The following is a 25,109-nucleotide window of genomic DNA, read 5'->3' as shown; positions in this document are numbered from 1 at the left end:
GCTTTTTATTTTAGAATCTGAACTTTAGTCTCTAGACTTAGGGCTATTGACTTCGTCCGCCCGACTTCTAACTATTTTTTTAATCCAATTTCTCTTAATCTTTCGTCCAGATATTCACCTGCAGTCATATCGCTATAAGCCTTTGGATGATCGGCATCAATGGTTGATGGCAAACTTGTCAAATCCATATCGCTACGTGGATGCAGGAAAAACGGAACCGAAAAACGAGAGGTTTTCATCAGTTCACGAGGTGGGTTGACTACCCTGTGCGTAGTTGATTTTAACTTGTTGTTGGTTAAACGTTGCAACATATCGCCCACATTAACTACGATATCCGTATGATGTGCTTTTATTGGCAGCCACTCATTGCTGCGGGTTAACACTTCTAAACCATCAGCGCTTGCGCCAATTAAAAGTGTAATGAGGTTAATGTCTTCATGTGCACCGGCACGAACGGCATCATCAGGAATCAACTCCGGATTTTCAATAGGAAAGTAGTGAATACCTCTTAAAATTGAATTTCCATTATGTACATGTTTATCAAAATAATCCACAGGCAATTCCAGATAAGTTGCGATGGCTCGCAATAAATGCGTTCCGTTTTCCTGTAATTTTTTGTAGATGTCGCCTGTAACTTTGTTAAATTCTGGTAATTCTTCCAAAACTTCGTTGTCAGGGTACTCATCCTTCACAGGGTCGCCATCCGTAACCTCCTGGCCAATTTGCCAGAATTCTTTCAAATCGGGTGTTTTGGCACCTTTTGCAGTTTCTTTACCTGCACTGGTATAACCGCGTTGGCCAGCCAATTCAGGTTTTTCGTATTTCCGTTTGGTTTCTACAGGAAGTGAAAAAGCTGCCTTTATGTTTTCGTAAAGTTTATCAATTAATTCCTGACTTAAACCATGGTTTGTAATGGTAACAAAACCTGAATCGTTAAAGGCCCTGCCTAACTCATCAGAAAATTTTTTGCGTTCTTCTTCAGTTCCATTGATGTAAGAACCCAAATCCAAACAAGGAATATACGGTGTAGACATAATTTTATTTTTAATGTTGTACGAATTTAAAAAAGAATTGTTAATAAGTATGGATGAACCAAATATTATGGCTTTAAAAAATTAGTTAGCAGTAGTTTAAGTTATTAACATCAACAATTAAATTCACAAAATGTTAGGTTTGTCATCCAAAATCCATTATTATTCGGTTAGAAACTATGCAAGGTATATTTTCGTAATATTAGTACAGAAAGCATTTTTTGCTTCAATAACCTACACACACACATGAAACGAATAATTTTAATTTTATTATCTGTTCTGGCATTGAACCAGGCACAGGCACAAGGCAAAAAAACAGAAAAAGCAACTTTTGGTATGGGATGTTTCTGGTGTACAGAAGCCATTTTTCAAAGGCTAAAAGGTGTTACAGCAGTAAAGTCTGGCTATGAAGGTGGGCGTTTGGCCAATCCAACATATGAGGAGGTTTGTACAGGCGCTACTGGTCATGCAGAAGTTTTGGAAATTACGTACAACCCAATGGTAATTTCATATGATGAATTATTGGAAGTTTTTTGGAAAAGCCATGATCCTACCACTTTAAATCGCCAGGGTGCAGATTCAGGAACACAATACAGATCTGTTGTTTTTTATCACAACGCAGAACAAAAAGCTTTGGCTGATAAATACAAAGCAGCGCTGAATAAAAACAATGCTTTTGGAAAACCCGTAGTAACTGCTGTTGAAGCTGCAAAACCATTTTATGTAGCAGAAAACTATCATCAGAATTATTATTTAAAAAATGGTAGTGAGCCTTATTGCAGGGCGGTCATTTTACCTAAAATGCAGAAGTTAGAAAAGATTTTCAAAGCGAAGCTGAAGAATTAATCCTTCAATTATGATGATAGTTAGTAAGATTTTATAATAATCAATTTTTCTATAAATTTTGTCACGTTGAGCTTGTCGAAACGACCTGGTAAGCTAATTTTAAAAGTCCTTCGACAGGCTCAGGATGACATCCGTAACTAATATAGCTAATTATTTTATTGTTAATTTGAAGTTCAGTTAATTGCCGTACCCTTTTTTAATAAACCGTATTGAAGCGATATCCCCGATTCTTTCTTCATCGGGGATTTAGCGGAAAGACGGGCTGCATTTTCCGATTAGCATTACAGTACCTTTCCAAAATTGCTTTTTTTGATTTAAGAATTGTCAATTATCCGATTGAGCAATGAAACAATGAAGCATTCCTGAAACTTTACGTTGGTAAATATTACATTTGCAGTATGAATACTGGCTTACAGCTTTACAATACGCTTTCACGTAAAAAAGAATTTTTCCAACCACTAAATGCCGCCCATGTGGGGATGTATGTTTGTGGTCCTACCGTATATAGCGATGTGCATTTGGGCAACTGTCGCACTTTTATTTCTTTCGATTTAATTTTTAGATACCTTAAATATTTAGATTACAAGGTGCGTTATGTGCGTAACATTACCGATGCCGGCCATTTGGAAGGCGATAGGGACGAAGGAGACGATAAGTTTGCAAAACGGGCAAAGTTAGAGCAGTTGGAGCCGATGGAAATTGTACAGAAATACACTTTAGGTTTTCATGATGTATTACGCATGTTTAATACTTTGCCACCGAGTATTGAACCAACCGCTACCGGACATATCATCGAGCAAATTGAGATGATTAAAGTGATTATTGCCAACGGTTATGGATATGAAGTAGGTGGGAATGTTTATTTCGATGTAGAGAAATATAGCAAAGAATATAATTATACCATCTTAACCAATCGCAACTTAGAAGATATGTTAAACAACACCCGTGAATTGGGTGGACAGGATGAAAAACGTGGTCGATTGGATTTTGCGCTTTGGATTAAGGCTAAACCTGAAACTTTGATGCAGTGGCAATCGCCCTGGGGAATGGGTTTCCCAGGTTGGCATATCGAATGTTCGGCCATGAGCGCTAAATATCTGGGCGATGAATTTGATATTCACGGCGGCGGAATGGATTTGGCGGCTACGCACCATACCAATGAAATTGCTCAATCAGAAGCTTGCAGCCATAAACAGCCTGCCCGTTATTGGATGCATACGAATATGCTTACGGTAAACGGAACACGTATGTCGAAATCGGCAGGAAACGGTTTTCTTCCTTTAGAATTATTTACCGGTGCGCACCCGCTCTTGAGAAAGGGCTATAGCCCGATGACGGTTAAATTTTTCATGTTGCAGGCACATTACCGCAGTACTTTGGATTTTTCTAACGATGCGCTTGATGCTTCGGAAAAAGGTTTTCGCAGATTAATGGCGGCAGCCGGTTTACTGGATAAGCTGACCGTTTCTGAACAAAATGATTTTGATATTGATGCATTGAAAGAAAAATGTATTGCTGCAATGAATGACGATTTTAATAGTCCGATCTTGATTGCCGAACTCTTTGAAGCAGTAAGGATTATCAATACGGTTTATGATGGCAAAGCAAAAATCTCTGCTGAATCATTAGCAAAATTGAAAGCATTAATCAATGATTTTGTTTTTGATATCCTCGGGTTAAAAGATGAGGATGCCGGCAGCAATGACTTGAACGGTGTTTTAGAAATGGTGATCGACTTGCGGACCGAGGCTAAGGCCAACAAAGATTATGCTACATCAGATAAAATTAGAATCGGCTTACAGGAATTGGGCATTCAATTGAAAGATAGTAAAGAAGGAACTACCTGGAGTAAGGCGTAGTCTGGTTTTTGAAGCGGACTAAAATGATACTATCAATCATTTTTGAGTACTGATTGATTCATTCTTTTAAGGGGAAACGCCACTACAAAGTAAGGGATAATCTTCTGATAGGCTAAGTCATTAAAGTTGTTGGCAGAGTTGCCACACTCCTTTATTATCTCTATAAGAACAAAATTTTACAATGAACAAAAAACTTTTATTCCTGTGCTTAATCTTATTAATAGGGTTTCAAGCTTGTAAAAATAAATCAAGTCAAACTACAGAAAATGACACAGATGCTGTTGTTAAATTAGTATCTCCAGATTTTAATGCCGATAGTGCTTATGCCTATGTAAAGGCTCAGGTTGATTTTGGTCCGCGAATTCCGGGTACAATTGCACATCAAAAGTGTGCTGATTATTTGGTTTCAAAATTGAAATCATTTGGTGCGGAGGTGAAAATTCAAGGAGAAAAAACCCAGACCTATGATGGAAAAACTTTCCAGCTTAAAAATATTTTAGCCAGTTTTAATCCTGAGATTAAAACCCGCGTGTTAATTAGTGCACATTGGGATGCCCGTCCTTTCTCAGATCAGGATGCCGATCCTGCGAATCAAACAAAAGCATTCGATGCGGCAAACGATGGAGGGAGTGGAGTTGGAGTGATTTTAGAAATGGCTCGTCAGATCCAGCAAAAGGCCCCTAATGTGGGTATAGATTTTGTATTGTGGGATTTAGAAGATTATGGCAAATCGAATGACGAAACGCCTGAAGAAACCACCTGGTGCTTAGGTTCACAGTTTTGGGCTAAGAATGCCATCGCAACCAGATATAAAGCTGCTTATGGTATCAACCTCGATATGGTTGGCGGTGGAAACGCACAATTTACGCAAGATGAAATTTCCCGTCAGTCGGCGCCAGAAGTTGTTAATCGTGTTTGGGATATCGGAAACGAAATTGGTTATTCTTCGTACTTCGTTCGTATTCCAAGTGGGAACGTTGTTGATGATCATTTCTGGATGAATAAAGCCGGGGTGCCGTCAATTGATATTCTGCACTATAATGATAACAGTGGCTTCTACATCAACTGGCATACGCAGTTGGATAACCTGGCCAATATTGACAAAAATACGTTGAAAGCAGTCGGACAAACCGTACTCGAAACCATCTACAGGGAAAAATAAAATGTGTAATTGTTAATTACTTTTAAAAGCACAACCTTCAAAAAATTTTATATTCGCCAAACATATATCTATAACTCATAATGAAACAATTATTTTCTACTGCAATATTATCTCTTTTGGCCATTGGTGCATTCGCACAGAAGAATGATGGAACCACAAAATCACTGGTAAACGCAGAAAAAGATTTCGCAAAAGCTATTGCAAAAAATGGAGATAAAGAATCTTACCTTGAATATTCATTAGCAAGTGCTTTGGTTTTCAGACCGAATCCGGTAAATGTAAAAACTTTTTATAACGCACAAAGCAAAGGTGAAAATTCAGTAAGCTGGGAACCAAACCTGGCGAAAGTTTCCCGCAGTGGAGATTTGGGTTTCACTACTGGGCCTTACGCTCTTGATGGCGCAAAAAAAGAATACGGACAGTACTTATCTATCTGGAAGGCAGAGAATGGTAAATGGAAATTGGCAATTGATGTTGCTACCTCAAGTAACAAACCGCTAGATAAAGTAACGCCGAAATTTGTAGAACCTAAAGATCATGTTGCGCCGAAATTCTTAAACGAAAAAGAACTTAAAGCAGGCAAAGATATCATTACCACCACTGAAAAAACGCTTAATACATTGCTTAAAACACATGGAATTGCAGCGTTTGGTGGTTTCTTAACTGAAGATGCCCGTTTATTGTTTCCTGGCAATGAAGCCATTAACGGTAAAGGAAAAATCATCTCGTTTTACAATGGAATGATTAGTAAAATTAACTTAAAAACTACTGGTGTAGATAAAGCAATTGGAAGTGATTTAGCTTATACCTACGGCGTAGCCACTATTGATTATAAAGCTGACTTACGCGAAAGCTTTAATTATGTTTTTGTTTACGAAAAGGCTGCTGATGCAAGCTGGAACTTAATTGTACAGGCATTTGTACCTGCTGAAAGATAAATTAACAATGTGAATTAAGAAGGGCTCTCTGTAATAAGAAGCCCTTTTTTTATGTGCTTTATGATTGTATTGCAGTTCGGTTGTTTTTAGCCCCGATTGCAGCGGACACGAATCCCGGTTTCTCGGGAGAGTAAAGCGAAAAGCGGGAACAAACTTTAAAATGAGCAAAGTTTTTGCGCTTCAAAAAATATAAGAATTAACCATTTTGCGTTTTATGTTTATGAATAAAAAATTACATCTTTTACTCGTTTTACTGTTTATTATTTTTCAGGTTTCTGCCCAGAGGAAAAAGTTTGATATACAAGGAAAAGCCGGTGCCCGTGGCATAATGCCCGAAAATACCATTGAGGGAATGCTTAAGGCGTTAGATTTAGGGGTTACAACTTTAGAAATGGATGCCGTGATTTCGAAAGATAAGAAAGTGGTTTTGTCACAAGAGCCTTATTTTAACAATGAAATTTCATTAATGCCCAATGGAAAACCCATTTCTTTGAAAGACCAAAAGAAGTATAACATCTACAAAATGGATTATGAAGAGGTTAAAAAGTTTGATGTGGGGAGTAAAGTTCATGGACGTTTTCCAGGTCAGGTTAAATTTAAAGCTTACAAACCTTTGCTTGCAGAAACCATTGATGCAGCAGAGGCTTATGTAAAGGATAAAAGGCTACCAAAACCTGTTTATAGTATTGAAACTAAAACGATCAAGAATGGCGACAATGATTTTCACCCGGAACCTGCTGAATTTGTGGAGCTGATTATGGAAATTGTAAACGCAAAAAAGATTACTAAACGTGTAATTATCCAATCTTTTGATATGCGGACATTACAATATCTGCATGAAAAATATCCGAAGATACAGACTTCGCTGTTGATTGATGAGAAAGAGCCTTTTGAAGATTATATTGATAAATTAGGATTCAAACCGACAATTTATAGTCCATACTCGGTTTTAGTTGGAAAGGGATTGGTTGATCGCTGTCATGCGATGGGTATTAAAATCATCCCGTGGACGGTAAACAGCCTGAAGGATATTAAATACTTCATGAGTTTAGGTGTAGATGGTGTGATTACCGATTTCCCAAATTTAATGGGGCAATTAAAATAGCTACTTCAAACAAAAAGCGTTACAATGTTAGTTGTAACGCTTTAGTATTTTTTTCGACCTGTTGAAAACAATAAAATTTTCAACTTTGCACATTTAGCTTAATAATTAATGGTGCGATGATTCTGCTTCTTCAGCTTTTGAATGTGGTTTCTCTGTTTCGTGATGACCTGAACCTTCTGGTGCATGAACAAAGATTGGTCTAGTGAAAGCCACAAGAAGGATTAAAACAATAATCCAAGCTGTTAATGGTAATGCCCAAATGCCTTTTGTTTGCTGAACTGGTGCGTGTGAATCGTGAGCTGACATGTTAAATATTTTTGTTTTGAAATTATGCTTTGTAATTGCCATAAAGATAGCAACTATTTTAAAATTAACATATGGATTTGTGTACTTATTCCATAAACATAGGACTTTACCGCTAATCGCTGAATTGAATCAAGGCTTTTTCAATTTGGCGCCTGTGCCGTAAAACATGAACAATCGCATGTTCCATCATTTGTTCTACATCGTATTGTTGGCCCCATCTGGTATTTATTTTTTTTGAAGAATCAAACTCTTCTAATTGAATATTCGGGTTTTGAACAAAGACATTTTCTGTATAGGCCATAGCTTCTTTTAGTCTCGAAATGTATTCATCTACATGAAGAAAAAGCATCCTTGGCGGTCGTTCAGTTTTTAAGCCAATAACATTTTCGATGTAAACGGCATAACTGAAAATGGATGACGTGACGTGTGTTAAAATGGTTTGAATAGAAAGGCAATCTGGGTTTTCACTTTCAGGCGCAATAGTCTTCATGAGATGCGCAGGTGAAATCAGCTGAATAACTTCAATCAGTTCGTTTGTTGCTTTGTGATACTCATCCATTAAAGCAGCAAATGCACCAGAAAGTTTATGATTGTCAGACATTGAGTAAATATAGATTTTTTACTTTTCGTTTTTGTTGTATTTGATCTTGGGCTAACTTAAAACTGTTTAGGTTTTAATTTTTGACTGGCCAGATCAACTACTTCTGCAATTCGTTTGGCTTTAGTTTCCGGTCGTTTTGCGAAAGCGATCCATTGCAGAATCGCTTTTCTGATGGATTTACTCAAGGTTAGAAAAAATGCCTTTGCTTCGGGTTGCCTGCTAAATTCAACTTCCAAATCATGTGGTATAACCAGTTCTTCCACTTCATCTAAAATCGTCCACGAACCGTTCTCTTTCGCCCGGATAATACTTTCGTGGCCAGCTGTAGTCATCAATCCAGCCTCTATCAATTCCAAAACCTTCGCTTTATTAATTTTAGACCAGGTACTTCTAGGTTTTCTTTTGGTGAAGAATTGAATATACCTTTCATGATCTATTGATTTTCTAATGCCATCAATCCAACCAAAACATAAAGCTTCTTCAACCGCTTCGCTCCAGGATATTGTTGGAATATTTGCACTCTTTTTATACTGAACAAGCCAGACCGCTTGCTTCGAAATATGATGTTCGCTTAACCATATTCTCCACGCTTGTCGGCTTGCTGGATAGAAAGTTTCAATTTCTTCACTTATCATAGCTTTTTAGGCATTGAATTGTCTCAAATGATGATCAAAATGTTTCCACTGCATGGTTGCCCATTCTGTTGGTGTAAGTTTACCAAAAAATGCGTGAATATTGGTCGTGCATTTTTCCGGGCCTCCCTCCGCAAATTGTTTAACTTGTTTAATCACCTTAGCTTTTTCCGCTTCAAAATCAGGATTTCCGGTAATGATATAAGTTTGGTCCGTAGCGGAATTTTTAGGGAAAGGTTTTTCGCCAAAAAAAGTTGGTTTTAATAATATACCAAAGAGCCTTGCTACTATTCCAACTCTTTCAGATGAAGTGATGCCCATCGCTGTTTCTAGTGATGCATTACAATGCGCCAGCATCTGGTTAACATTCATTTTTCCCCACTGCTTTGTTGCCTCCGGTGATAGTTTTTCCAGTCTGGATAGGATTTGAGCAGAATCGCCAGCATTAAATAAATTGTTCATTTTTTAATTGATTTACGTTTATACTGCAAAGTTAAAACGCCCATTGACAGCCCTGTGTCAGGGGTGTGAACAATTAAGAAAATTTATCGAAAAATTGCTGCAAAGTGAGTGGGTGAGGACTGAATTTTTCGTTCATTAGCTGGAGTTTCTGGATGCGATCAAGACGAAAATATCTGAATTCTTTACGTAGACGGCACCACGCCACCAGCAGCCAGTTTTGAGTGCTTAGTAAAGCAAATGGTTCAATTAACCTGATGGACGATTTACCCGTTTCATTCACGTATTCTACTTCAACCAAAAGAAAATTTGTAAGTGCGAACTGTAAATCAGACAAGTTGTTGCTGCTCCGTTCATTATTGAAGTTTTCCGCAAATCTCGTTCGCTCGGTAAGCAAATTGGCTTTATCTTTCTGACTATGCTTCAGCACCGCTTTTATTTTATCTATCGCTTCCGAATAATCTTTGATGAAAGAGGTGTCCTTATTTTTCAAAACCAATTGTTCGGCAAGAATAAGTGCATTGGCCTGGTTTTCGGTAAACATGATGGGCGGGATACGATATCCTTCCATTAATGAATATCCTTTGCCATCTTCCATTAAAATGGGTACGCCAGCCTTTTCCAGGGCTTTTATGTCTCGATAAATAGTTCGGATACTTACGCCGAATTTTGTTGCCAATTCTGGTGCAGTGAGAAGCCTTTTAGTTTGAAACTGCGTTACAATAGCAGTCAATCTGGAAAGGCGTTTGGTGTCGTGATCAAGCATTACCCAAATTTAGCTAAATGTGATCAATCTTAATTAATAAGAATAGCGGTTGAAAATGGAATTATAACAAATCTTTAATGATCTTTTCTATCGATAATCCTTCTGCTTCAGCACGGTAATTTCTAACGATACGGTGGCGAAGAATAGGTTCGGCAACCGCCTGCACATCTTCAATATCAGGCGCATATTTACCTGATATTGCAGCATGACATTTTGCGCCTAACACCAGGAATTGTGAAGCTCTTGGCCCGGCACCCCAGCTGATGTATTTATTTACCGCATCAGTTGCAAATTCGCTGTTCGGACGGGTTTTTGAGGCCAGTTTAACAGCATATTCTAAAACGTTATCTGTTACCGGAATATCACGAATCAGCTTTTGAAAAAACTGAATATCATCCGCATGAATAATTTTTTCAAGCTGAATGGTTTTGTTGCTTGTAGTGTTTTTTACAATATTCAATTCATCTGCAAATGCAGGATAATTTAATTGAATATTAAACATGAAACGATCCAATTGTGCTTCAGGTAAAGGATAAGTTCCTTCCTGCTCAATCGGATTTTGTGTAGCCAGAACGAAGAAAGGTTTTGGTAGCGCATGGGTTAATCCAGCTGCGGTAACCGATTTCTCCTGCATGGCCTCTAATAGTGCTGCTTGGGTTTTTGGAGGCGTACGGTTAATCTCATCAGCCAAAATAATGTTTGAAAAAACAGGCCCCTTGATAAACTTAAAGTGCCTGTCTTCTCCTAATATTTCCGCACCGATAATGTCACTCGGCATTAAATCGGGCGTAAATTGAATCCGGTTAAAATCTAAATCCAGAACCGAAGCAACCGTTTGAACGAGTAGTGTTTTTGCCAGCCCGGGTACGCCAACCAACAAACAATGTCCGTTGGAAAAAATGGCGATTAAAACGGATTTAATGATATCATCTTGCCCAACTACAACCTTACTAATTTCGGTTTTAATTTTATTAAAGGTAAGATGTAAGGCATCAACGGCTTCTACTTCGTTTTTATACTGCATTCGTATTATTTTGCGGCTGTGGCGGTTTTAGTCCAAATTTTTAATTCATCGCAGGTATTAAATTCGTCGTCAATTTTAATATAAGTGCTTTCACGACGTTTTTCAAACCATTCGCTTAAAGTACGATTAATTTTATCACTTTGTGCTGCGTCTCTGATTTTTGGAAAATCCTGAGCCATATTTGCTTTGTGTGGTGGTATTTTCGATTTTAAATAAAGCAAGCGATAACCTTGTTTACCATCAGCCGCAGTGTATAAATCAGGTTTAGAAATGCCGCCAATTTTCATGGTATCAATTACCAAAAATACAGATGGATCTAATTTATCAATTGGAATAAACGTGGTTCTGGCCTGAACATTCTCTGCGTTTAACATCATACCACCATTATATTTAGACTCTTTGTTATCTGAATAAATGTTTGCTGCGGCAGCGAATGATAATTTGTTAGCAATAACTTTATTGTAAACACTATCAGCATGCAGCTTTAAACGCGTTAAGCTTTCTGGTGTTGTTACGGGTCTGATTAAAATATGGCGGGCGTGAACCTGTTCACCACGACGTTCAATTACCTGAAGGATGTGGAATCCAAATTCAGTTTCAAATACAGGAGAAATCTCACCAGCTTTAAGTTTAAATGCCCAAGCTGTAAATTCTTTCGCCATCATGCTTCTGTCGAAGAAACCTAAGTCTCCACCATCTGCAGATGATCCCGGATCTTCCGAATAGGTTTTTGCTAAAACGCCGAAGTCATCACCACCCTTAATTCTCAATCGCAACGCTTCAATTTTATCGCGGAACCTTTGTTTCTCTGCTCTTGATAATTTCGGATCCAATATAATCTCCCCAACTTCAACTTCTGTGTTAAATTCAGGAATACTATCGCCTAATGATTTGAAGTATTTTTCAACTTCCATCGGCGTTACGTTAATGTTTTCTGTGATTTTAGCCTGCATTTTTTGAGCGATTAAACCATCTTTAATAGTTGGTCTCATCTCATCTTTATATTGCAAAACCGATTTGTTCAAAAACTGTTCTAGGCGTTCTTGTCCGCCGGCACGCTGCATCATCGAGCGCATACGTTTATCAACCTCATCATCAACCTGTCCGTCTTCAACCATTACAGAGTCGATTTCAGCTTGTTGTTTCAATAATTTTTGTGTTAAGGTATTTTGTAAAATTCTACACTTGATACTTTCATTAGGTGGGTTTCCCTGATAAAGATATTGTGTGTATTCCTGGTTCAGATCAGAAAGCAGGATAATATTATTACCTACCACAGCAGCAACTTTATCAATGTTATGTTTTCCTGGCTGGGCATAACTGTTTAAAAATAAGCAAATTAATGCTGTTGCTACTAAAAAAAACTTCTTCATTCTATTTATTATATTTTGCAAATTTAATACTAATCTTTAATCAATGCGCTTTACTGTTTGGCGAGTTTTCGTAACTCATTTTCATTGATTTTAATCTGGTGTTTTTGTCTAAGCCCGTTAAGCCAGCTTTCTTCAAGGGTTTGCTGATAATCTGCAATAACCTGACCTCTGATTTCACTCAAGGGTTTATTATAGTTATTTTGGTTTTTATTGTAAAACTCATTTATCGCCTGCTCATCTTCTTGTGCCTTGTTCCAGATTTTTTGTTCTGATACATTAAACATCAATACACCTTCCCGGTATTCGTTAAGCAAAAAATCCTGATCTTTATGAGCAGTATTTGCCTTTTTATGGTGCATCAATGCCGTTTCGTAAGTCTTTACTTCTTCCTGGTAAACTGGATTTTTATCCAAACCCATTTCTCTGGCATCCAAAACCTTAAGTTTAAAATTTATATAGAGATTTAAATAGTTCTGTAAATTGGCGTAGTCAGCACTCACATTTCCATTATGACTCTTTTTGTATGCCCACAAAAATTCTTTTGCACTTATGGATTTTCCATTAATTACGGCTACGTTTTGACCAAACGAGCAACCGAAAATAAAACTGAAAATTAAGAAGCAGTAAGCCTTTTTTAAGCAGAGCACTCTATAAATTTTAAAGGATAAAAGTAACAATTAGCGGCGCTATTATAAGATATTTAACTAATTTTAACAGAAATTATTATCCGGCAAAAATACGAATGGAAAACCAGGTTACCAACAATGCGAATGCTTTACGTTTATTTTTCACTGACGATGTTTTTTTAGTGAAAGATGAAACTGTTGAAATAGCGGCTGTTGATATCAAAAATGCCGTTTCAGAGAACTTTTCAGCTGAAGATCATTTAGTTCAGCAAAGTGCTTTACAACCAAAAGTTGAGTCAATCGTGGTTGAAAAACCTGAAGAAGAAGCTAAAAGTTACGTTTCTAGTGTGGAAATTCCTCCTGTTGTAGCTGAACCTAAGACGCCTAAAAACTTTAAATATTTGGGCGGAAACAAAAAATCGGTTTTGATTTTGGTAAACGATCAGCTTAATGAGGTAAGTACTGAGCAGGGAAGGGATTTGCTTAGAAAAATTGTGAAGGCGGTAGATCTTGGCACACCTGATTTTGCGATCGTAAATTATGCCCAATACCGGGGAACAGATTACGTAGAATTTCATGCGTTTTTCAAGCCGGTTACAATGCTTTCATTCGGGGTAGAAATCGCTGATTTGAAATTAAATCTGGTGTGGCAGAATGAGATTATTAACCATGGCAATACAAAAATCATCTTCGCACCAAACCTGCACCAACTAGATAGCGATCTGACAGCGAAAAAGCTACTTTGGGCAAACCTGCAGAAAATTAAGTAGTTTATATCAAAATTTAGGCGCACGTCTCTACCTAGATTCCATTTCCGACCATCCATCATGAAAAAACTTGTATTTGCAACAAACAACGAACATAAAACAGCAGAAATCCGCCTAGCACTTTCCGGAAAATATGAGGTGCTAAACCTTCAGGATATTGGTTGTGAGGAGGACATTCCGGAAACGGCCGAAACGTTTGAAGGTAACGCCAGTTTGAAAAGTAAATATGTTGTAGAAAATTTCAAGTTAGATTGTTTTGCTGACGATAGTGGTTTGGAAGTAGCGGCTTTGAATAATGAGCCAGGTATTTATTCAGCAAGGTATAGTGGGAGTAGAGACAGTTTAGAAAACATCCAGCTAGTTTTGCAAAAACTCGAAGGACAAAATAACCGCAAAGCAAGGTTTAAAACAGTCATTTCTTTAATGTTAAATGGTGAAAATCATATTTTTGAAGGCGTGATAAACGGTAAAATCACCGAGGGTCTATCTGGCTCAAAAGGTTTCGGCTACGATCCCATTTTTCAACCTGATGGTTATGATATTACTTTTGCAGAAATGGATATGTCAGAAAAAAATAAGATCAGCCACAGGGCAATAGCATTAAATAAGATGATTGAGTTTTTAAATAATTTACAATTGTAATCTCCAGCAATTCATCTAAGGCGGTTAGCAAAACCATATCCCCCGCTGCAATTGAATCTACAATTTCTTAATTTCTTTTTTTAAAGAATCCGCCTTAGGTAAAATCGGTTTAATACCAAAATTTACAGTATCTAAAGGGTTAGCCAAAGGCACATTTTTATTGAGGTTAAAGTTTGTTTTTCCAGTTGTGTTCACTTGTTTTTTGGCAGCTGTAATTCCTGATGTATTTTTAGTAGCCGTACCAGGTTTTCCGGCAATAACATTTTTGGCGGGCGGTGTTTTAGGCTTTGCCTTTGGTTTAGCTCTGCCTGATGAACCTACAGCATCCTTTTTTGTTTTAGGTCTTTCTTTCGGCTTCCACGAAAATCCTTTCAATACATTATCTTTTGCTACTTTATTTTCCGGGTTCAGCGCACCTTCAACTCCCTTAATGTAAACGATATCCTCAATATCATTTTCATTATCCTGGAAAATAAACTTGATCCTGCTACTTAACGTTTGGTTCATTTCCTTATAAACCTTCGTGCTGTCATCCTGGGTATAATAAATGCTTTCGGCATTACCGTCTACATACATCGTTTTAAGCTTGCCATTTCTGAAAAATCCAGTCATCAGTCGGCCTTTGATCTGATTAAATCGCAAAGAATCTTTTGGTGTATTAACTAAAAATGCATTTTTAATGGCTTGAAGATTATTCAACTTTTTGTTCTTAAACTGAACATAAATGGTATCGGCAATTTGCTGCGAACCTTCTGACCAAATGATTGGATTTATATAACAGCGTAGGGTAGAATCGGCGCTTGTATAAAAAAGGCTATCCGTTTTTGCCTGGATATTTGTCTTGAAAATTTTTACCCCATGATAAGCCTTAATAATACGGGCCTGTACAGTATCCGCAGGATTAAATTTGGCCGTGTCATTTTTTAACCCAGGTTTTAAACCAGCTAAAGACTTATCTTTCGCAACGTTCTTAATCAAGTTTTTTGCTAAAGTATCTGCTTTTGATGGCTTGATATTTTTTAAAGCATTACCCGCTTTGGCAGTTAGTGCTTTGGCTGAACTGTCTGTTTTTAAATTAGGTAATTTTTTTACAATAGAATCAGCCTTTAACTTGATTGCATTTTGAGTGCTATCAGCTCTTGCTTTTGAAGGCAACTTGCTCAGCGAATCAATATTCAAACTATCGAAATCCCTCTCCAGAAATTGACTTTTAGTGTCTGTGGTTTTAGGCTCATCCTTCAGTTTGTTTTTAGCTTTTCTATCATTCTTAGTTTTAGCTGCAGTTTTTTTATCAACAGGAGAGCTGGTGGTTGATGATGGTCTAGCAGGATTTTCCTGGGTTTCTTTTGTTCCGCCCTCTTCCTCATCATCTTCGCCTATTTCGTTATCCGCTTTGACAGATATTTTTGGGATGAGTTTCAAAGATTTTTGTAACACCATTTGAGTTTCCAAAGTATCGGCTCCCATCCATAAACTATCCGGGCGCTTCTTGCCTTTCACCAAAACAGAATCTTCAGTTCCAATTCCTAAATAGGCATTTCTGGTAACCAATGTGCGTTGATCAGCCTTATAGTAATAACCCAAATCGCCAAACATCTTCATTTTATCCTTCGTATCGGAGAATACGATGTTTTTAACGGCTTTACCGTAACCAATCTTGCCAAAATAATAAAGACTATCGCCTCTTAAAGACCTTGTTCCTTGCGTATACAGATTTTTTTTTCCGAAATAAGCATCTTCAGTCATGGTATTGTAGGCACCATTTTCCGTATATAAATTGTCGTCTTTACCTTTAATATTTGTCGGACCATAAAAATAAGTCCACTTGGTTTGCGTATTGTAACGCAAAGTGTCTGATTTTATCGTTACCTGAGGCGTAACCACCACTACATTGTATCTAAAATAAGCATCGCTGCTTGTGCTGAAATAGTAACCATTTTTACTGGTAAGCGTAACACTCTCATTTACAATTTTTCCGCCACTGGTATAAGTGCCAATTTTACTAAGGGTATTATAATCTAGTATGTTGGTAGTTAGCGTTGATGTAGGATCTTTCATCACAACATTTCCCGTTAAATGGGCGTGTTTTTTATTTCCGTCATACTCCAGCTGATCAGAATAGATATCAGTTGTTAACTGATTGATGTGTACATTTTTAAACGCTTCGAAGTAGTTCCTCTTACTATAAAAGACAGCACTGTCACAGGTTAAGGTGGCATTATCTTGCTGGAAAACAGGGTTGTTTAGCAGCGTTTTATTTTCTTTAGTGATTACAAAAATTTTCGAAAACGAAACAATTTTAATCTTCGTGGCCTGTTGTTGGCCAAAAAGAAATACCGGAAAAAATATTGAGAATAAAAAGACAAATAGTTTTTGCACTTTACAAAGTTAGTTTTTTGTTCCGAACGTTCGGAATACCAGTTAAAATTAAATATTTTTGGTGGATGTTACCCGTAAAACAATTTCAGGATTTTGTAGCGAAGCACCAGCTCTTTGCTCAGGGTAACAAAATTCTTTTAGCCGTTAGCGGGGGGAAAGATTCGGTATTGATGTTGCATTTGTTTAAAGCAATAGGCGTTAATATTGGTGTGGCACATTGTAATTTCAACTTGCGTGGCGATGAAGCACAGCGTGACGAGCTTTTTGTAAAAATGCTGGCCGCTAATTTTGATCTTCCGTTTTACATAACGCATTTTGATACAAAAAAATATGCTGCCGAAAATAAAATTTCAACCCAAATGGCAGCCCGCGATTTACGCTACAACTGGTTTGAAGAAATCAGGTTAGCAGAAGGATTTGATTATGTTGCATTGGCGCATCATCAAAATGATGGGGTAGAAACTGTGCTCATCAACTTAACAAGAGGTACAGGGATTAGTGGTTTACATGGTATTTTGCCTAAGCGAAACCATCTGATCAGACCATTGTTGTTTTTAAACCGGCACGAAATCGATGAAATTATCCATCAGATGAATTTCGACTTTGTGGAAGATAGTTCCAACCTGAGTGCAAACTACACCCGAAATAAAATCAGGTTAAAGGTCATTCCTCACTTGCAGGAAATTAATCCCCAATTAGAAAAAACTTTTGCAGAAAATGCTGCCCGCTTTGCTGATATTGAAATGCTGTTGAATATTCATGTTCAAGTACTTGCTGAAAAAATACTAAACCATCGAAGTGATGGTATTTATATTGCTTTGGATGAAATTTCGAAATTAAATCCGCAGAAGCTTCTGTTATTTGAGTTATTAAAGCCTTATGGATTTACTGAAAGCGTGATTGAGGAAATGCTGAATCATTTGCATTCATCTAGCGGAACACATTTCTTTAGTTCCAGCCATCAGGCCATCATTAATAGAGCTTATCTGGTAATTGCCGCAAAAAATAGTAGTGAAATAGCTAATCAGTTTATTCATCCATCCACTACACATGTTTTGTTTGGGGCAGATACACTCAACCTATCCTTCTCAACAGTAATTGAGTTCGAAAGCAATTCTAAAAAGGCCTTTGTAAACGCAGATAAGTTAATTTTTCCTTTGATATTAAGGCATTGGCAAAACGGAGACAAGTTTGCGCCATTAGGGATGCGGCAGCTGAAAAAAATCAGCGACTTTTTTATCGATGAAAAAGTGCCGCTGCATTTGAAGACGACCACACCGATTTTAGTAAATGGCAACGGCGATATCATTTGGGTTGCAGGTATGCGTCAGGATAATAGATATAAATTAACTGCTGCAACAAAAAAAGTTGCTATATTCGAACTCAAAAATTTGTAAGTGGAAAGCAAGTACGCCTATATCGAAAAACAATACATCGGTCGTGATTATGTTCGCATTTTCATCAGGTTGATTATGGCTGCGTTTTGTTTTGCGGCCTATGTTTACGAACGAGATCGAGATAATACACAAGATTTATTTTTAGTAGTTGGTTTTGGAATCATTGGGGTTTCCATGTTATTGCTTTTTTTAATCCAGTATAAAATTATTGTTGATAATGGCAGCATGATTTTAGATGGCCTGTGGACAACAAAACGTGTTAAAATTGATTTAAATAGTATTGTAGATGTTAGAAAGGCGACTTACAGCCGTTATTTTTTTAACAACCCGGTTTACAATCTTCATACTAAAGGAACCATTCGGTTCTACTCATCGGGTAAAGATGCTGTTGTACTCACAGATCGCGACGGGCTGGAATATTTTATAGGTACCCAAAGACCAAACGAGCTTTTCCTTGTGATTAAAGAAGAAATGAGAAATCTGAAATAAACTTCGGGTATTTTTTTTCTCAAATGTCATCGTCTTAAATTCCGTAAATTTTATACTTTCTTTAAAATAATGCTTTAGAGCGTGTTTTTGGCATTGGGCATTTTTATTGATTTGGCGTAAGCAAATAATGATCATGAAAAAATTAATATTTGCTTGCGTGCTGATTGCCGGTTCTATCTCTGCAATGGCTCAAACCTATAGTCCGAAAGTTTCAAAAGATTCTTTAAGCACTTTGAGTGAAAAAGTAGATGTACTCAAACAGCACATGAAAGTTTTGGAGCTTAAGATTAAGGAAGCGGAAGAAGAAACAAATGTGGAGAAGATGCGCCTGAAACTTTTAGAAATTAAAGGCAATGCGAAAGAATCTGCTGATAAGGCGAGCCGAAATATTGATAAGACTGATGCTGGTTCATCGGTTGACTTAAAAAATATGGCGAAATTGTCTAAGAAGGCAAAAAGTGACGCCGATGAATCGCAAAAGGCTCTAAGCCGTTATAACAAGCAAATTTCGAAAGTAGAAGATATTCGTACACAAATACAAGGAGCAGAAAGAAAACTGGGATATAAAAAACCTCAGCTGGTATACGATTATAAATAATAAAAATTTTGGTCTCGGTTTGATTACGTCCCAGCAATGGGGCGTTTTTTTTTGTCAATTTTTGGAGCACCAGCTTAAACCTATCGTATCACTTTTTAATTATTTGATACTGCACTCGCTATTCTTTCGCTTAGGTTACCTTTCGGTTTTAAACCTGACAATAGCGGCAGCCCCGAATTTTTTATGAGGGCTATAGCGAATGGCAGGACTTTCCTAGCCGAAGAACTACAGCAATTGCTTTTCTAATTGTGGTTTATAACTCGAAAGCAAGTTTTTTTATTGCAATTGCCTTACACGTATTTTAGATATAAATGGGCTACATTTGTAGTAACAACAACGCATTTATAAATGAAAATAGGAATTGTTTGCTACCCCACTTTTGGCGGTAGTGGAGTGGTTGCAACAGAGCTTGGAAAAGCACTTGCAAACGAGGGCCATCAAGTTCACTTTATTACCTACAGTCAGCCAGCCCGACTTGATTTCTTTTCGGCCAACCTATTTTATCATGAGGTTTCGGTAAGAGATTACCCGCTTTTTGATTATGCGCCTTACGAATCGGCATTGGCAAGCAAGCTGGTGGATGTGGTTCGGTTTGAAAAGTTAGATGTGTTGCATGTGCATTACGCTATTCCTCATGCATCTGCCGCCTTTATGGCAAAACAAATTTTGGCCAGTTATGGCATTCATATCCCGGTTGTAACTACTTTGCATGGTACCGATATCACTTTAGTGGGTAAAGACCCAACGTATAAGCCTGTGGTTACTTTTTCGATTAACCAAAGTGATGGTGTAACAACGGTTTCGGATGATTTGAGGGAAGATACTTATAAGCACTTTGAGATTACTAAGGAGATTAAAGTGATTCCGAATTTTATCGATTTTAGTCGTTTCAGTTTGCAGGCAAAAGATCATTTCAAAAAAGCAATTGCTCCCAATAACGAACGCATATTAATACATACCTCTAACTTTAGGAAAGTTAAGCGTACTGCTGATGTGATTCGTATTTTTGAAAAAGTACAGGCAGTAATTCCATCAAAACTTTTAATGGTAGGAGATGGACCTGAACGTGCTTACGATGAACAGCTTTGCCGCTCTTTGGGTATTGGTGATCATGTTCGGTTTTTAGGCAAACAAGATGCTGTTGAAGAAATTTTGTCGGTTTCTGATTTATTCCTGATGCCATCTGAATCGGAAAGTTTCGGCTTGGCCGCATTGGAAGCCATGGCTTGCAAAGTTCCGGCCATTACATCAAATGCTGGTGGTTTACCTGAGTTAAATATCGACGATTTTTGTGGTTACATGTGTGATGTTGGCGATATAGACGACATGGCCAATAAAGCAATCACGATTTTAACTAATGATGAAACACTGAAGTATTTTAAAGAAAATGCCTTTAAAAGGGCTCAGGATTTTGACTTGAAAAAAATACTGCCTTCATATATCAACTATTATAAAGAAGTAATTGAAAATTCTTTGCAAGTGAAATATTAGTGTCAATTTGCTCGGAATGTTTAGTTTAGACTTTGGAAGGGTCATGTTAAAATTCTATTTTAAACGGTTAGCTAGCTATTTCATAATAAAAGAAACTTTCTCAAAATCAAACGATTATAAATCGTATCTTTGCGCCTTTGAAATCGGCGATCATCAAGAAGATCATCGACTTCATGAAGAAAACTAAAAGAGGTTAGCACAAATGAAAAGAATAGTTGATTATAGAAAGCTTTTAAATGTTGATAAAGAAGCTGAATTAAAAGAGCTTAAGTCGGTATACCGTACCTTGATGAAAGATTGTCACCCAGATAAATTTCAGCAGGAACAAGAAAAATTAGATGCAGAAGCAAGAAGTAAGGAAATTATTGAGGCTTACCACTTTTTAGTAAGTATTGCGCCTGAAACTCGCGAGCAGAATATTGAAACTTATACACAAACCATCACTTTATCTAACATTCAGGATTTTGAATACAAACAACAAGTACTGAATATTCAGTTTTATGATGGCAGTGCTTATGAGTATTTTGATGTGCCTAAAGCAATTTACGTGAAACTGGTGAATGCCGACTCTCCTGGTCGTTTTGCCCGCAGACATATTTTTAGTGAGTATCCTTACCGCAATGTGGCGAAAGTTGCAGAACCAGCATAAAATATTTGATTAAAAAGACTTGCCTTAGGGCAGGTCTTTTTTTTTGGAATCTTTGTTAGCGTACTTCAGGATTTGTTTAATATAATCGTTATTGCGAGGCGCAAGCAACTATCATTGATAAAACATTTTGCGCATTATGGTGCAAATATCAGTTCCCTCTTAAGTACTTCAATCGATATTAATCTCTTAACCATTAATTAAATACCAAGCAAACCGGTGCGCCAACATCAATCTTTTTTCCACTATCCGTTAATTTGCCTGTGGTTTTGTTTCTGTTGAAGATGATCACATCGTTGGTGTATTGGTGGCCAACCAATACATACTTGCCACTCGGATCAATCGTAAAGTTTCGTGGGCCTTTTCCTAAAGTGCTTACGGTTTCAACCAGTTTTAATTTACCTGCCGGAAGTATCGCAAATGTTGAAATGCTATTTGCATCACCACGGTTGGTTTCGTAAAGGAATTTTCCATCTGCAGAAACATGAATATCCGCGGCATCTATTTTTCCAGTGAAGTCTTTGGCTGAGGTAGCAATTTCCTGGATTTTGGTTAAACTGCCGTTAGAGTAATTAAAAGCGGTAATGCTTCCATTAAATTCATGTACTAAGTAAGCATTTTTACCATTCGGACTAAAAGTAATGTGCCTTGGACCTGTACCTGCATTTGTTTTTAAAACTTTTCTGGCAGTTAATGTCTGATCTTTTCCTGTTGGATTATAATGGTAAATATAAGTTTGGTCTTCTCCCAAGTCATTAACAATTAGATATTTATGATCAGGCGTAAATTTTACCATATGCACATGGGCACTTTCCTGCCTGCCTTTCGGATCAATGCTTTTTCCAGTGTGTTTAATCACTTGAACCGCTTCGCTTAATGATCCATCCGCGTTGCGGGCAAATACGGCCAAACTTCCTCCAGAATAGTTTGCAACGATTACATTCTTCGCATCAGCAGTAATAAAACAAGGATCGGCGCCATGGCTGTCCACTTTGTTTAAAAAAGTTAAGGTGCCCGTTTTTGCCTCATATTTAAAAGCACTAACCGTGCTTGTATTGCTAGTTTCATTCACCGCATAAACAAATTTGCTGTCAGGAGAAAGGGTTAGATAACTTGGGTTTGCCGTTCCTTTAGTAACATGCTTTAAACTAGATTCTGCATTGTTGGTGTTGAAATTATAGGTGTAAATACCTTCACTTTTTCCAGGAGCAGTATAAGTTCCGATTAAAAGATTATAATTTGTTTTCTGCGCAAACGCGATGGGAGATATTAATGTCATTAGCAGTATAGCGATGTTTCTTTTCATTTTACGTTCTTGTTTAAACAAATATGAGAAAAAATGTTTTGGCTTAATCCATTTTAAAAATGGATGGTAAAACATACTTCAATAAAAAAGGCAACCTTCCGATTGCCTTGAATATTATTTAATTAAGTGTTTAATCTGGATCAACTCATGATCTTCCAGGTACCTCCATCTTCCACGAGGTAAATCTTTTTTAGTCAGATTGCCATAAACTACGCGATCTAATTTTTCTACACTGTAACCTAAATGTTCGAAAATACGACGAACAATTCTGTTTTTACCACTGTGAATTTGAATGCCGATTTCTTTTTTAGTTCCACCTGCAACATAAGAAATGTTATCGGGTTTAATCAAACCATCTTCCAGCTCTAAACCAAAAGCAATTTTGTTTAAATCACCTTGTGATAAAGCCTTATCTAATTCTACGTTGTAAATTTTAGTGATGCCATTTTTTGGGTGTGATAATTTATCTGCCAAATCGCCATCATTCGTCATTAACAATAAGCCAGTTGTATTGCGATCTAAGCGGCCTACGGGGTAAATACGCTCACGACTTGCTTTATCAACCAACTGCATTACCGTACGACGTTCCTGCGGATCATCGGTTGTGGTGATGTAATCTTTCGGTTTGTTTAATAACACATAAACCTTTTTCTCACGCTTTAGTAACTCGCCGTTGTAACGAACTAAATCTTTCGCCGGGTCTACTTTGTGGCCCAGTTCTGTAACGGCTTCGCCATTTACGGTAACTACGCCTGCAGCAATTAACTCATCGGCCTTGCGGCGAGAGCAAATACCTGCATTTGAAATATATCTGTTAAGGCGAATTAAGCCTTTATCTTCATTCGTTTTACGGGCAGGGGCAATAACAGTTCTTTCCGGACGGTTGAACTCTGTATCTCTCGGCTGCGCTTCTTCACGTTTTCTAAACGGACGAGAATCACCTTCTCTGGCTTCTCTAGGTTTTACATCTCTTGAACTTCCAGCACTTGGTCTGAATCCATCAGATTTTCCTTTTGATTTAAAATCTTTGTATCCACCTTCTCTAGGCTTAAAGTCTCTTGATCCGCCAGTTTTCGATTTAAAATCTCTCGAATCTCCATCCTTAGATTTGAAATCACGTTCTCCTGTTCTTGGTTTATAATCTCTTGCACCACCTTCTCTTGGTTTAAAATCTCTATCTCCTGTTCTGGGTTTGAAATCACGTTCGCCAGTTCTAGGTTTGTAATCTCTTGATCCGCCTTCTCTTGATTTAAAGCCGCGATCTTCCGATCTTGCTCCAGAATCTTTTGATTTGAACTCACGATCGCCAAATTTAAAGCTTTGAGGTTCCGCATCTTTCGATTTGAAATCGCGTCCGCCTGATCTGGGTTTGAAATCTCTTTTATCTCCGAAAGATTTTGATTTGAAATCCTTGCTTTCTGAACTTCTAGGTCTGAAGTTATCTTTTGAATCGGATGATTTTTTGAATTTGTTGTCTCTGTCGTCTGATTTTCTTCTGTCAGACCCGGCATCATTACTTCTGCCTTCTGTTCTCCGGTTGCCCGATTTGGACTTGTCATCCCGACTGTTCCTGTTGTTTTTATTTATCATGATACGCTTTTAACCGCATCCTAAAATGCGGGCTGCAAATTTAGGAAAAATTGATGAACAATACAATTGTGAAGAGGCGAAAATTTATGTCAAAAAATAGCCTCTAAAATAGAAAAAATTGATTGAAAATCAAAATTTAAAACCCACGTTTAAAGCACTTTAGAGGCTGTTTTTTTAAGCTTTCGGCGTAACTATTTGATAATGTGCTTATTATTTTTTAGCTTTGCCGACGTTTTTATATAAGTTCACCAAAAAAAGGAGGAAGATGTTAAAGAAACACAGCGTACCATTTGCGGTAGTGGCAACACTATTTCTTTTGGCAAAAGTGTTCACTTACCAAATGCCCTTAGTACCACAAAGTCTTTTAAAAGAAGCAGAATTAAACACTAAAATAGCACTAACTGATAGCGTAAAAGTTCAAGAGGAAGTTAAGCCTCAATCTTTAATGGCTCAGTTAAACTTCGCGGATGAAACCTTGCCATTGGGCGATAAAAGGGTAGAAAGAAAAATGAAAAAAATTCTTGCCGCACACACTTTCCAGAGTATGCAAACAAATGTGTTGCATCAAAAAGCAGCAAAATGGTTTCCGATTATCGAACCCATCCTTGAAGCTTACGGAATTCCAAACGATTTCAAGTATTTGGCATTAGTTGAATCAGGAACGGCAATGGGAGTTTCGCCAAAAGGTGCAGCAGGAATTTGGCAATTTATGCCAGGTACAGCACGTACTTATGGCTTAAAGGTAAACGGCAAAGTTGATGAACGTTATAATTTACGTAAGTCAACCATCGCAGCCTGCAAATACATTAAAGAAATGTATAGAGGCTTAGAAAGCTGGACCCTGGTTGCCGCCGCTTATAACGTTGGCGATGGTCGCTTACGCAAGCAAATCAATAATCAAAATCAGGATAATTACTACAAAATGAAATTAAACCGTGAAACCGGTGGCTATGTTTATAAAGTAATTTCCATGAAACAGATTATGGAACATCCGAAACGCTACGGATACAAAAAAGAGCGTGTATTATTGGCCTATAACGGCGAATAAAATAATTAAGGTAAAAACAAAGCATTTG

General features: G+C 37.4%; 25 protein-coding genes. 13 read left to right on the top strand and 12 right to left on the bottom strand.

The genetic code is table 11. The features are described 5' to 3' along the window. Positions 1 to 71: 71 nt before the first annotated feature. The gene (locus EA772_RS02665; protein WP_124911081.1) at positions 72 to 1,034 is read right to left on the bottom strand and encodes an isopenicillin N synthase family oxygenase; all 963 of its coding nucleotides are present in this window, start codon (positions 1,032 to 1,034) and stop codon (positions 72 to 74) included. 243 nt (positions 1,035 to 1,277) lie between these two features. Between EA772_RS02665 and msrA the strand changes: the two genes are divergently transcribed. From msrA to EA772_RS02640, 5 genes are all read left to right on the top strand, one after another. After that, on the top strand, positions 1,278 to 1,877 hold the full coding sequence (msrA, locus tag EA772_RS02660) for a peptide-methionine (S)-S-oxide reductase MsrA (protein ID WP_124911080.1): 600 nt from the start codon (positions 1,278 to 1,280) through the stop codon (positions 1,875 to 1,877). A gap of 398 nt (positions 1,878 to 2,275) precedes the next feature. Continuing rightward, positions 2,276 to 3,736, top strand: a complete 1,461-nt coding sequence (gene cysS / locus EA772_RS02655; protein ID WP_124911079.1) for a cysteine--tRNA ligase — start codon at positions 2,276 to 2,278, stop codon at positions 3,734 to 3,736. Positions 3,737 to 3,917: 181 nt separating this feature from the next. Continuing rightward, a complete protein-coding gene (locus EA772_RS02650; RefSeq protein WP_124911078.1) occupies positions 3,918 to 4,898 on the top strand; it encodes a M28 family peptidase in 981 nt (326 codons plus the stop codon). A gap of 80 nt (positions 4,899 to 4,978) precedes the next feature. Further along, the gene (locus EA772_RS02645) at positions 4,979 to 5,836 is read left to right on the top strand and encodes a nuclear transport factor 2 family protein (RefSeq protein ID WP_010601292.1); all 858 of its coding nucleotides are present in this window, start codon (positions 4,979 to 4,981) and stop codon (positions 5,834 to 5,836) included. 220 nt (positions 5,837 to 6,056) lie between these two features. Then, on the top strand, positions 6,057 to 6,941 hold the full coding sequence (locus EA772_RS02640; protein WP_246834025.1) for a glycerophosphodiester phosphodiesterase family protein: 885 nt from the start codon (positions 6,057 to 6,059) through the stop codon (positions 6,939 to 6,941). Between the two features lie 105 nt (positions 6,942 to 7,046). On the opposite strand, the gene EA772_RS02635 is transcribed toward EA772_RS02640, so the two are convergent. From EA772_RS02635 to EA772_RS02600, 8 genes are all read right to left on the bottom strand, one after another. Continuing rightward, complete coding sequence (locus EA772_RS02635; protein WP_010601290.1) at positions 7,047 to 7,289, bottom strand: hypothetical protein; 243 nt, start codon at positions 7,287 to 7,289, stop codon at positions 7,047 to 7,049. 70 nt (positions 7,290 to 7,359) lie between these two features. Continuing rightward, on the bottom strand, positions 7,360 to 7,848 hold the full coding sequence (locus tag EA772_RS21995) for a hypothetical protein (protein WP_010601289.1): 489 nt from the start codon (positions 7,846 to 7,848) through the stop codon (positions 7,360 to 7,362). 56 nt (positions 7,849 to 7,904) lie between these two features. Then, positions 7,905 to 8,483 (bottom strand): YdeI family protein, encoded by a 579-nt coding sequence (locus EA772_RS02625; RefSeq protein ID WP_124911076.1) that lies wholly within the window; start codon positions 8,481 to 8,483, stop codon positions 7,905 to 7,907. A 6-nt stretch (positions 8,484 to 8,489) separates the two neighbouring features. Next, the gene (locus EA772_RS02620) at positions 8,490 to 8,942 is read right to left on the bottom strand and encodes a DUF1569 domain-containing protein (RefSeq protein ID WP_124911075.1); all 453 of its coding nucleotides are present in this window, start codon (positions 8,940 to 8,942) and stop codon (positions 8,490 to 8,492) included. Between the two features lie 73 nt (positions 8,943 to 9,015). After that, positions 9,016 to 9,705, bottom strand: a complete 690-nt coding sequence (locus EA772_RS02615; protein ID WP_010601286.1) for a YafY family protein — start codon at positions 9,703 to 9,705, stop codon at positions 9,016 to 9,018. Between the two features lie 61 nt (positions 9,706 to 9,766). Continuing rightward, positions 9,767 to 10,729, bottom strand: coding sequence for a MoxR family ATPase (locus EA772_RS02610; RefSeq protein WP_124911074.1), 963 nt, complete (start codon positions 10,727 to 10,729; stop codon positions 9,767 to 9,769). A gap of 5 nt (positions 10,730 to 10,734) precedes the next feature. After that, positions 10,735 to 12,102, bottom strand: coding sequence for a peptidylprolyl isomerase (locus EA772_RS02605; RefSeq protein ID WP_010601284.1), 1,368 nt, complete (start codon positions 12,100 to 12,102; stop codon positions 10,735 to 10,737). A 50-nt stretch (positions 12,103 to 12,152) separates the two neighbouring features. Next, the gene (locus EA772_RS02600) at positions 12,153 to 12,749 is read right to left on the bottom strand and encodes a hypothetical protein (RefSeq protein ID WP_124911073.1); all 597 of its coding nucleotides are present in this window, start codon (positions 12,747 to 12,749) and stop codon (positions 12,153 to 12,155) included. 95 nt (positions 12,750 to 12,844) lie between these two features. Here EA772_RS02600 and EA772_RS02595 point away from each other — a divergent pair, with 95 nt between their 5' ends. Both EA772_RS02595 and EA772_RS02590 read left to right on the top strand, forming a co-directional pair. Beyond that, positions 12,845 to 13,498 carry a hypothetical protein gene (locus EA772_RS02595; protein ID WP_124911072.1) on the top strand — a complete coding sequence of 218 codons (654 nt, stop codon included), beginning with the start codon at positions 12,845 to 12,847 and terminating at the stop codon, positions 13,496 to 13,498. Positions 13,499 to 13,555: 57 nt separating this feature from the next. Beyond that, positions 13,556 to 14,137, top strand: a complete 582-nt coding sequence (locus EA772_RS02590; protein ID WP_124911071.1) for a non-canonical purine NTP diphosphatase — start codon at positions 13,556 to 13,558, stop codon at positions 14,135 to 14,137. Positions 14,138 to 14,194: 57 nt separating this feature from the next. Here the strand turns inward: EA772_RS02590 and EA772_RS02585 are convergent, their stop codons facing one another. After that, complete coding sequence (locus tag EA772_RS02585; protein WP_124911070.1) at positions 14,195 to 16,516, bottom strand: OstA-like protein; 2,322 nt, start codon at positions 16,514 to 16,516, stop codon at positions 14,195 to 14,197. Between the two features lie 65 nt (positions 16,517 to 16,581). Here EA772_RS02585 and tilS point away from each other — a divergent pair, with 65 nt between their 5' ends. The 5 genes from tilS (at position 16,582) to EA772_RS02560 (ending at position 21,140) form a co-directional block, all read left to right on the top strand. Beyond that, positions 16,582 to 17,913 (top strand): tRNA lysidine(34) synthetase TilS, encoded by a 1,332-nt coding sequence (tilS, locus tag EA772_RS02580; protein ID WP_124911069.1) that lies wholly within the window; start codon positions 16,582 to 16,584, stop codon positions 17,911 to 17,913. After that, positions 17,914 to 18,402 carry a hypothetical protein gene (locus EA772_RS02575; RefSeq protein WP_010601266.1) on the top strand — a complete coding sequence of 163 codons (489 nt, stop codon included), beginning with the start codon at positions 17,914 to 17,916 and terminating at the stop codon, positions 18,400 to 18,402. A gap of 133 nt (positions 18,403 to 18,535) precedes the next feature. Beyond that, the gene (locus EA772_RS02570; RefSeq protein ID WP_116169260.1) at positions 18,536 to 19,000 is read left to right on the top strand and encodes a hypothetical protein; all 465 of its coding nucleotides are present in this window, start codon (positions 18,536 to 18,538) and stop codon (positions 18,998 to 19,000) included. A gap of 348 nt (positions 19,001 to 19,348) precedes the next feature. Continuing rightward, entirely contained in the window at positions 19,349 to 20,491 is a 1,143-nt protein-coding gene (gene bshA / locus EA772_RS02565; protein ID WP_010601268.1) for an N-acetyl-alpha-D-glucosaminyl L-malate synthase BshA, read from the top strand. Positions 20,492 to 20,693: 202 nt separating this feature from the next. Continuing rightward, positions 20,694 to 21,140, top strand: coding sequence for a KTSC domain-containing protein (locus EA772_RS02560; RefSeq protein ID WP_116169261.1), 447 nt, complete (start codon positions 20,694 to 20,696; stop codon positions 21,138 to 21,140). Between the two features lie 193 nt (positions 21,141 to 21,333). Here the strand turns inward: EA772_RS02560 and EA772_RS02555 are convergent, their stop codons facing one another. Both EA772_RS02555 and EA772_RS02550 read right to left on the bottom strand, forming a co-directional pair. Then, entirely contained in the window at positions 21,334 to 22,443 is a 1,110-nt protein-coding gene (locus EA772_RS02555; RefSeq protein ID WP_124911068.1) for a lactonase family protein, read from the bottom strand. 114 nt (positions 22,444 to 22,557) lie between these two features. Next, positions 22,558 to 24,033, bottom strand: coding sequence for a pseudouridine synthase (locus tag EA772_RS02550; protein WP_124911067.1), 1,476 nt, complete (start codon positions 24,031 to 24,033; stop codon positions 22,558 to 22,560). A gap of 265 nt (positions 24,034 to 24,298) precedes the next feature. Here EA772_RS02550 and EA772_RS02545 point away from each other — a divergent pair, with 265 nt between their 5' ends. Beyond that, the gene (locus EA772_RS02545; RefSeq protein ID WP_010601272.1) at positions 24,299 to 25,081 is read left to right on the top strand and encodes a lytic transglycosylase domain-containing protein; all 783 of its coding nucleotides are present in this window, start codon (positions 24,299 to 24,301) and stop codon (positions 25,079 to 25,081) included. Positions 25,082 to 25,109: the final 28 nt, after the last annotated feature.

The sequence above is a fragment of the Pedobacter sp. G11 genome (assembly GCF_003860265.1).
GTDB lineage: Bacteria > Bacteroidota > Bacteroidia > Sphingobacteriales > Sphingobacteriaceae > Pedobacter > Pedobacter agri.
Note: the sequence above shows the minus strand (reverse complement) of the source record. Positions and strands in the feature narration are given on the sequence as shown.

Bases quoted from the DNA above. Each gene is read 5' to 3' on its own strand.
- EA772_RS02625 (WP_124911076.1), bottom strand. From the start codon at position 8,483: ATGATAAGTGAAGAAATTGAAACTTTCTATCCAGCAAGCCGACAAGCG.
- EA772_RS02545 (WP_010601272.1), top strand. From the start codon at position 24,299: ATGTTAAAGAAACACAGCGTACCATTTGCGGTAGTGGCAACACTATTT.
- EA772_RS02620 (WP_124911075.1), bottom strand. From the start codon at position 8,942: ATGAACAATTTATTTAATGCTGGCGATTCTGCTCAAATCCTATCCAGA.
- EA772_RS21995 (WP_010601289.1), bottom strand. From the start codon at position 7,848: ATGTCTGACAATCATAAACTTTCTGGTGCATTTGCTGCTTTAATGGAT.
- EA772_RS02665 (WP_124911081.1), bottom strand. From the start codon at position 1,034: ATGTCTACACCGTATATTCCTTGTTTGGATTTGGGTTCTTACATCAAT.
- msrA (WP_124911080.1), top strand. From the start codon at position 1,278: ATGAAACGAATAATTTTAATTTTATTATCTGTTCTGGCATTGAACCAG.
- EA772_RS02550 (WP_124911067.1), bottom strand. From the start codon at position 24,033: ATGATAAATAAAAACAACAGGAACAGTCGGGATGACAAGTCCAAATCG.
- EA772_RS02590 (WP_124911071.1), top strand. From the start codon at position 13,556: ATGAAAAAACTTGTATTTGCAACAAACAACGAACATAAAACAGCAGAA.
- EA772_RS02645 (WP_010601292.1), top strand. From the start codon at position 4,979: ATGAAACAATTATTTTCTACTGCAATATTATCTCTTTTGGCCATTGGT.
- cysS (WP_124911079.1), top strand. From the start codon at position 2,276: ATGAATACTGGCTTACAGCTTTACAATACGCTTTCACGTAAAAAAGAA.
- tilS (WP_124911069.1), top strand. From the start codon at position 16,582: ATGTTACCCGTAAAACAATTTCAGGATTTTGTAGCGAAGCACCAGCTC.
- EA772_RS02640 (WP_246834025.1), top strand. From the start codon at position 6,057: ATGAATAAAAAATTACATCTTTTACTCGTTTTACTGTTTATTATTTTT.
- EA772_RS02570 (WP_116169260.1), top strand. From the start codon at position 18,536: ATGAAAAAATTAATATTTGCTTGCGTGCTGATTGCCGGTTCTATCTCT.
- EA772_RS02595 (WP_124911072.1), top strand. From the start codon at position 12,845: ATGGAAAACCAGGTTACCAACAATGCGAATGCTTTACGTTTATTTTTC.
- EA772_RS02605 (WP_010601284.1), bottom strand. From the start codon at position 12,102: ATGAAGAAGTTTTTTTTAGTAGCAACAGCATTAATTTGCTTATTTTTA.
- EA772_RS02615 (WP_010601286.1), bottom strand. From the start codon at position 9,705: ATGCTTGATCACGACACCAAACGCCTTTCCAGATTGACTGCTATTGTA.
- EA772_RS02610 (WP_124911074.1), bottom strand. From the start codon at position 10,729: ATGCAGTATAAAAACGAAGTAGAAGCCGTTGATGCCTTACATCTTACC.
- EA772_RS02650 (WP_124911078.1), top strand. From the start codon at position 3,918: ATGAACAAAAAACTTTTATTCCTGTGCTTAATCTTATTAATAGGGTTT.
- EA772_RS02560 (WP_116169261.1), top strand. From the start codon at position 20,694: ATGAAAAGAATAGTTGATTATAGAAAGCTTTTAAATGTTGATAAAGAA.
- bshA (WP_010601268.1), top strand. From the start codon at position 19,349: ATGAAAATAGGAATTGTTTGCTACCCCACTTTTGGCGGTAGTGGAGTG.
- EA772_RS02555 (WP_124911068.1), bottom strand. From the start codon at position 22,443: ATGAAAAGAAACATCGCTATACTGCTAATGACATTAATATCTCCCATC.
- EA772_RS02635 (WP_010601290.1), bottom strand. From the start codon at position 7,289: ATGGCAATTACAAAGCATAATTTCAAAACAAAAATATTTAACATGTCA.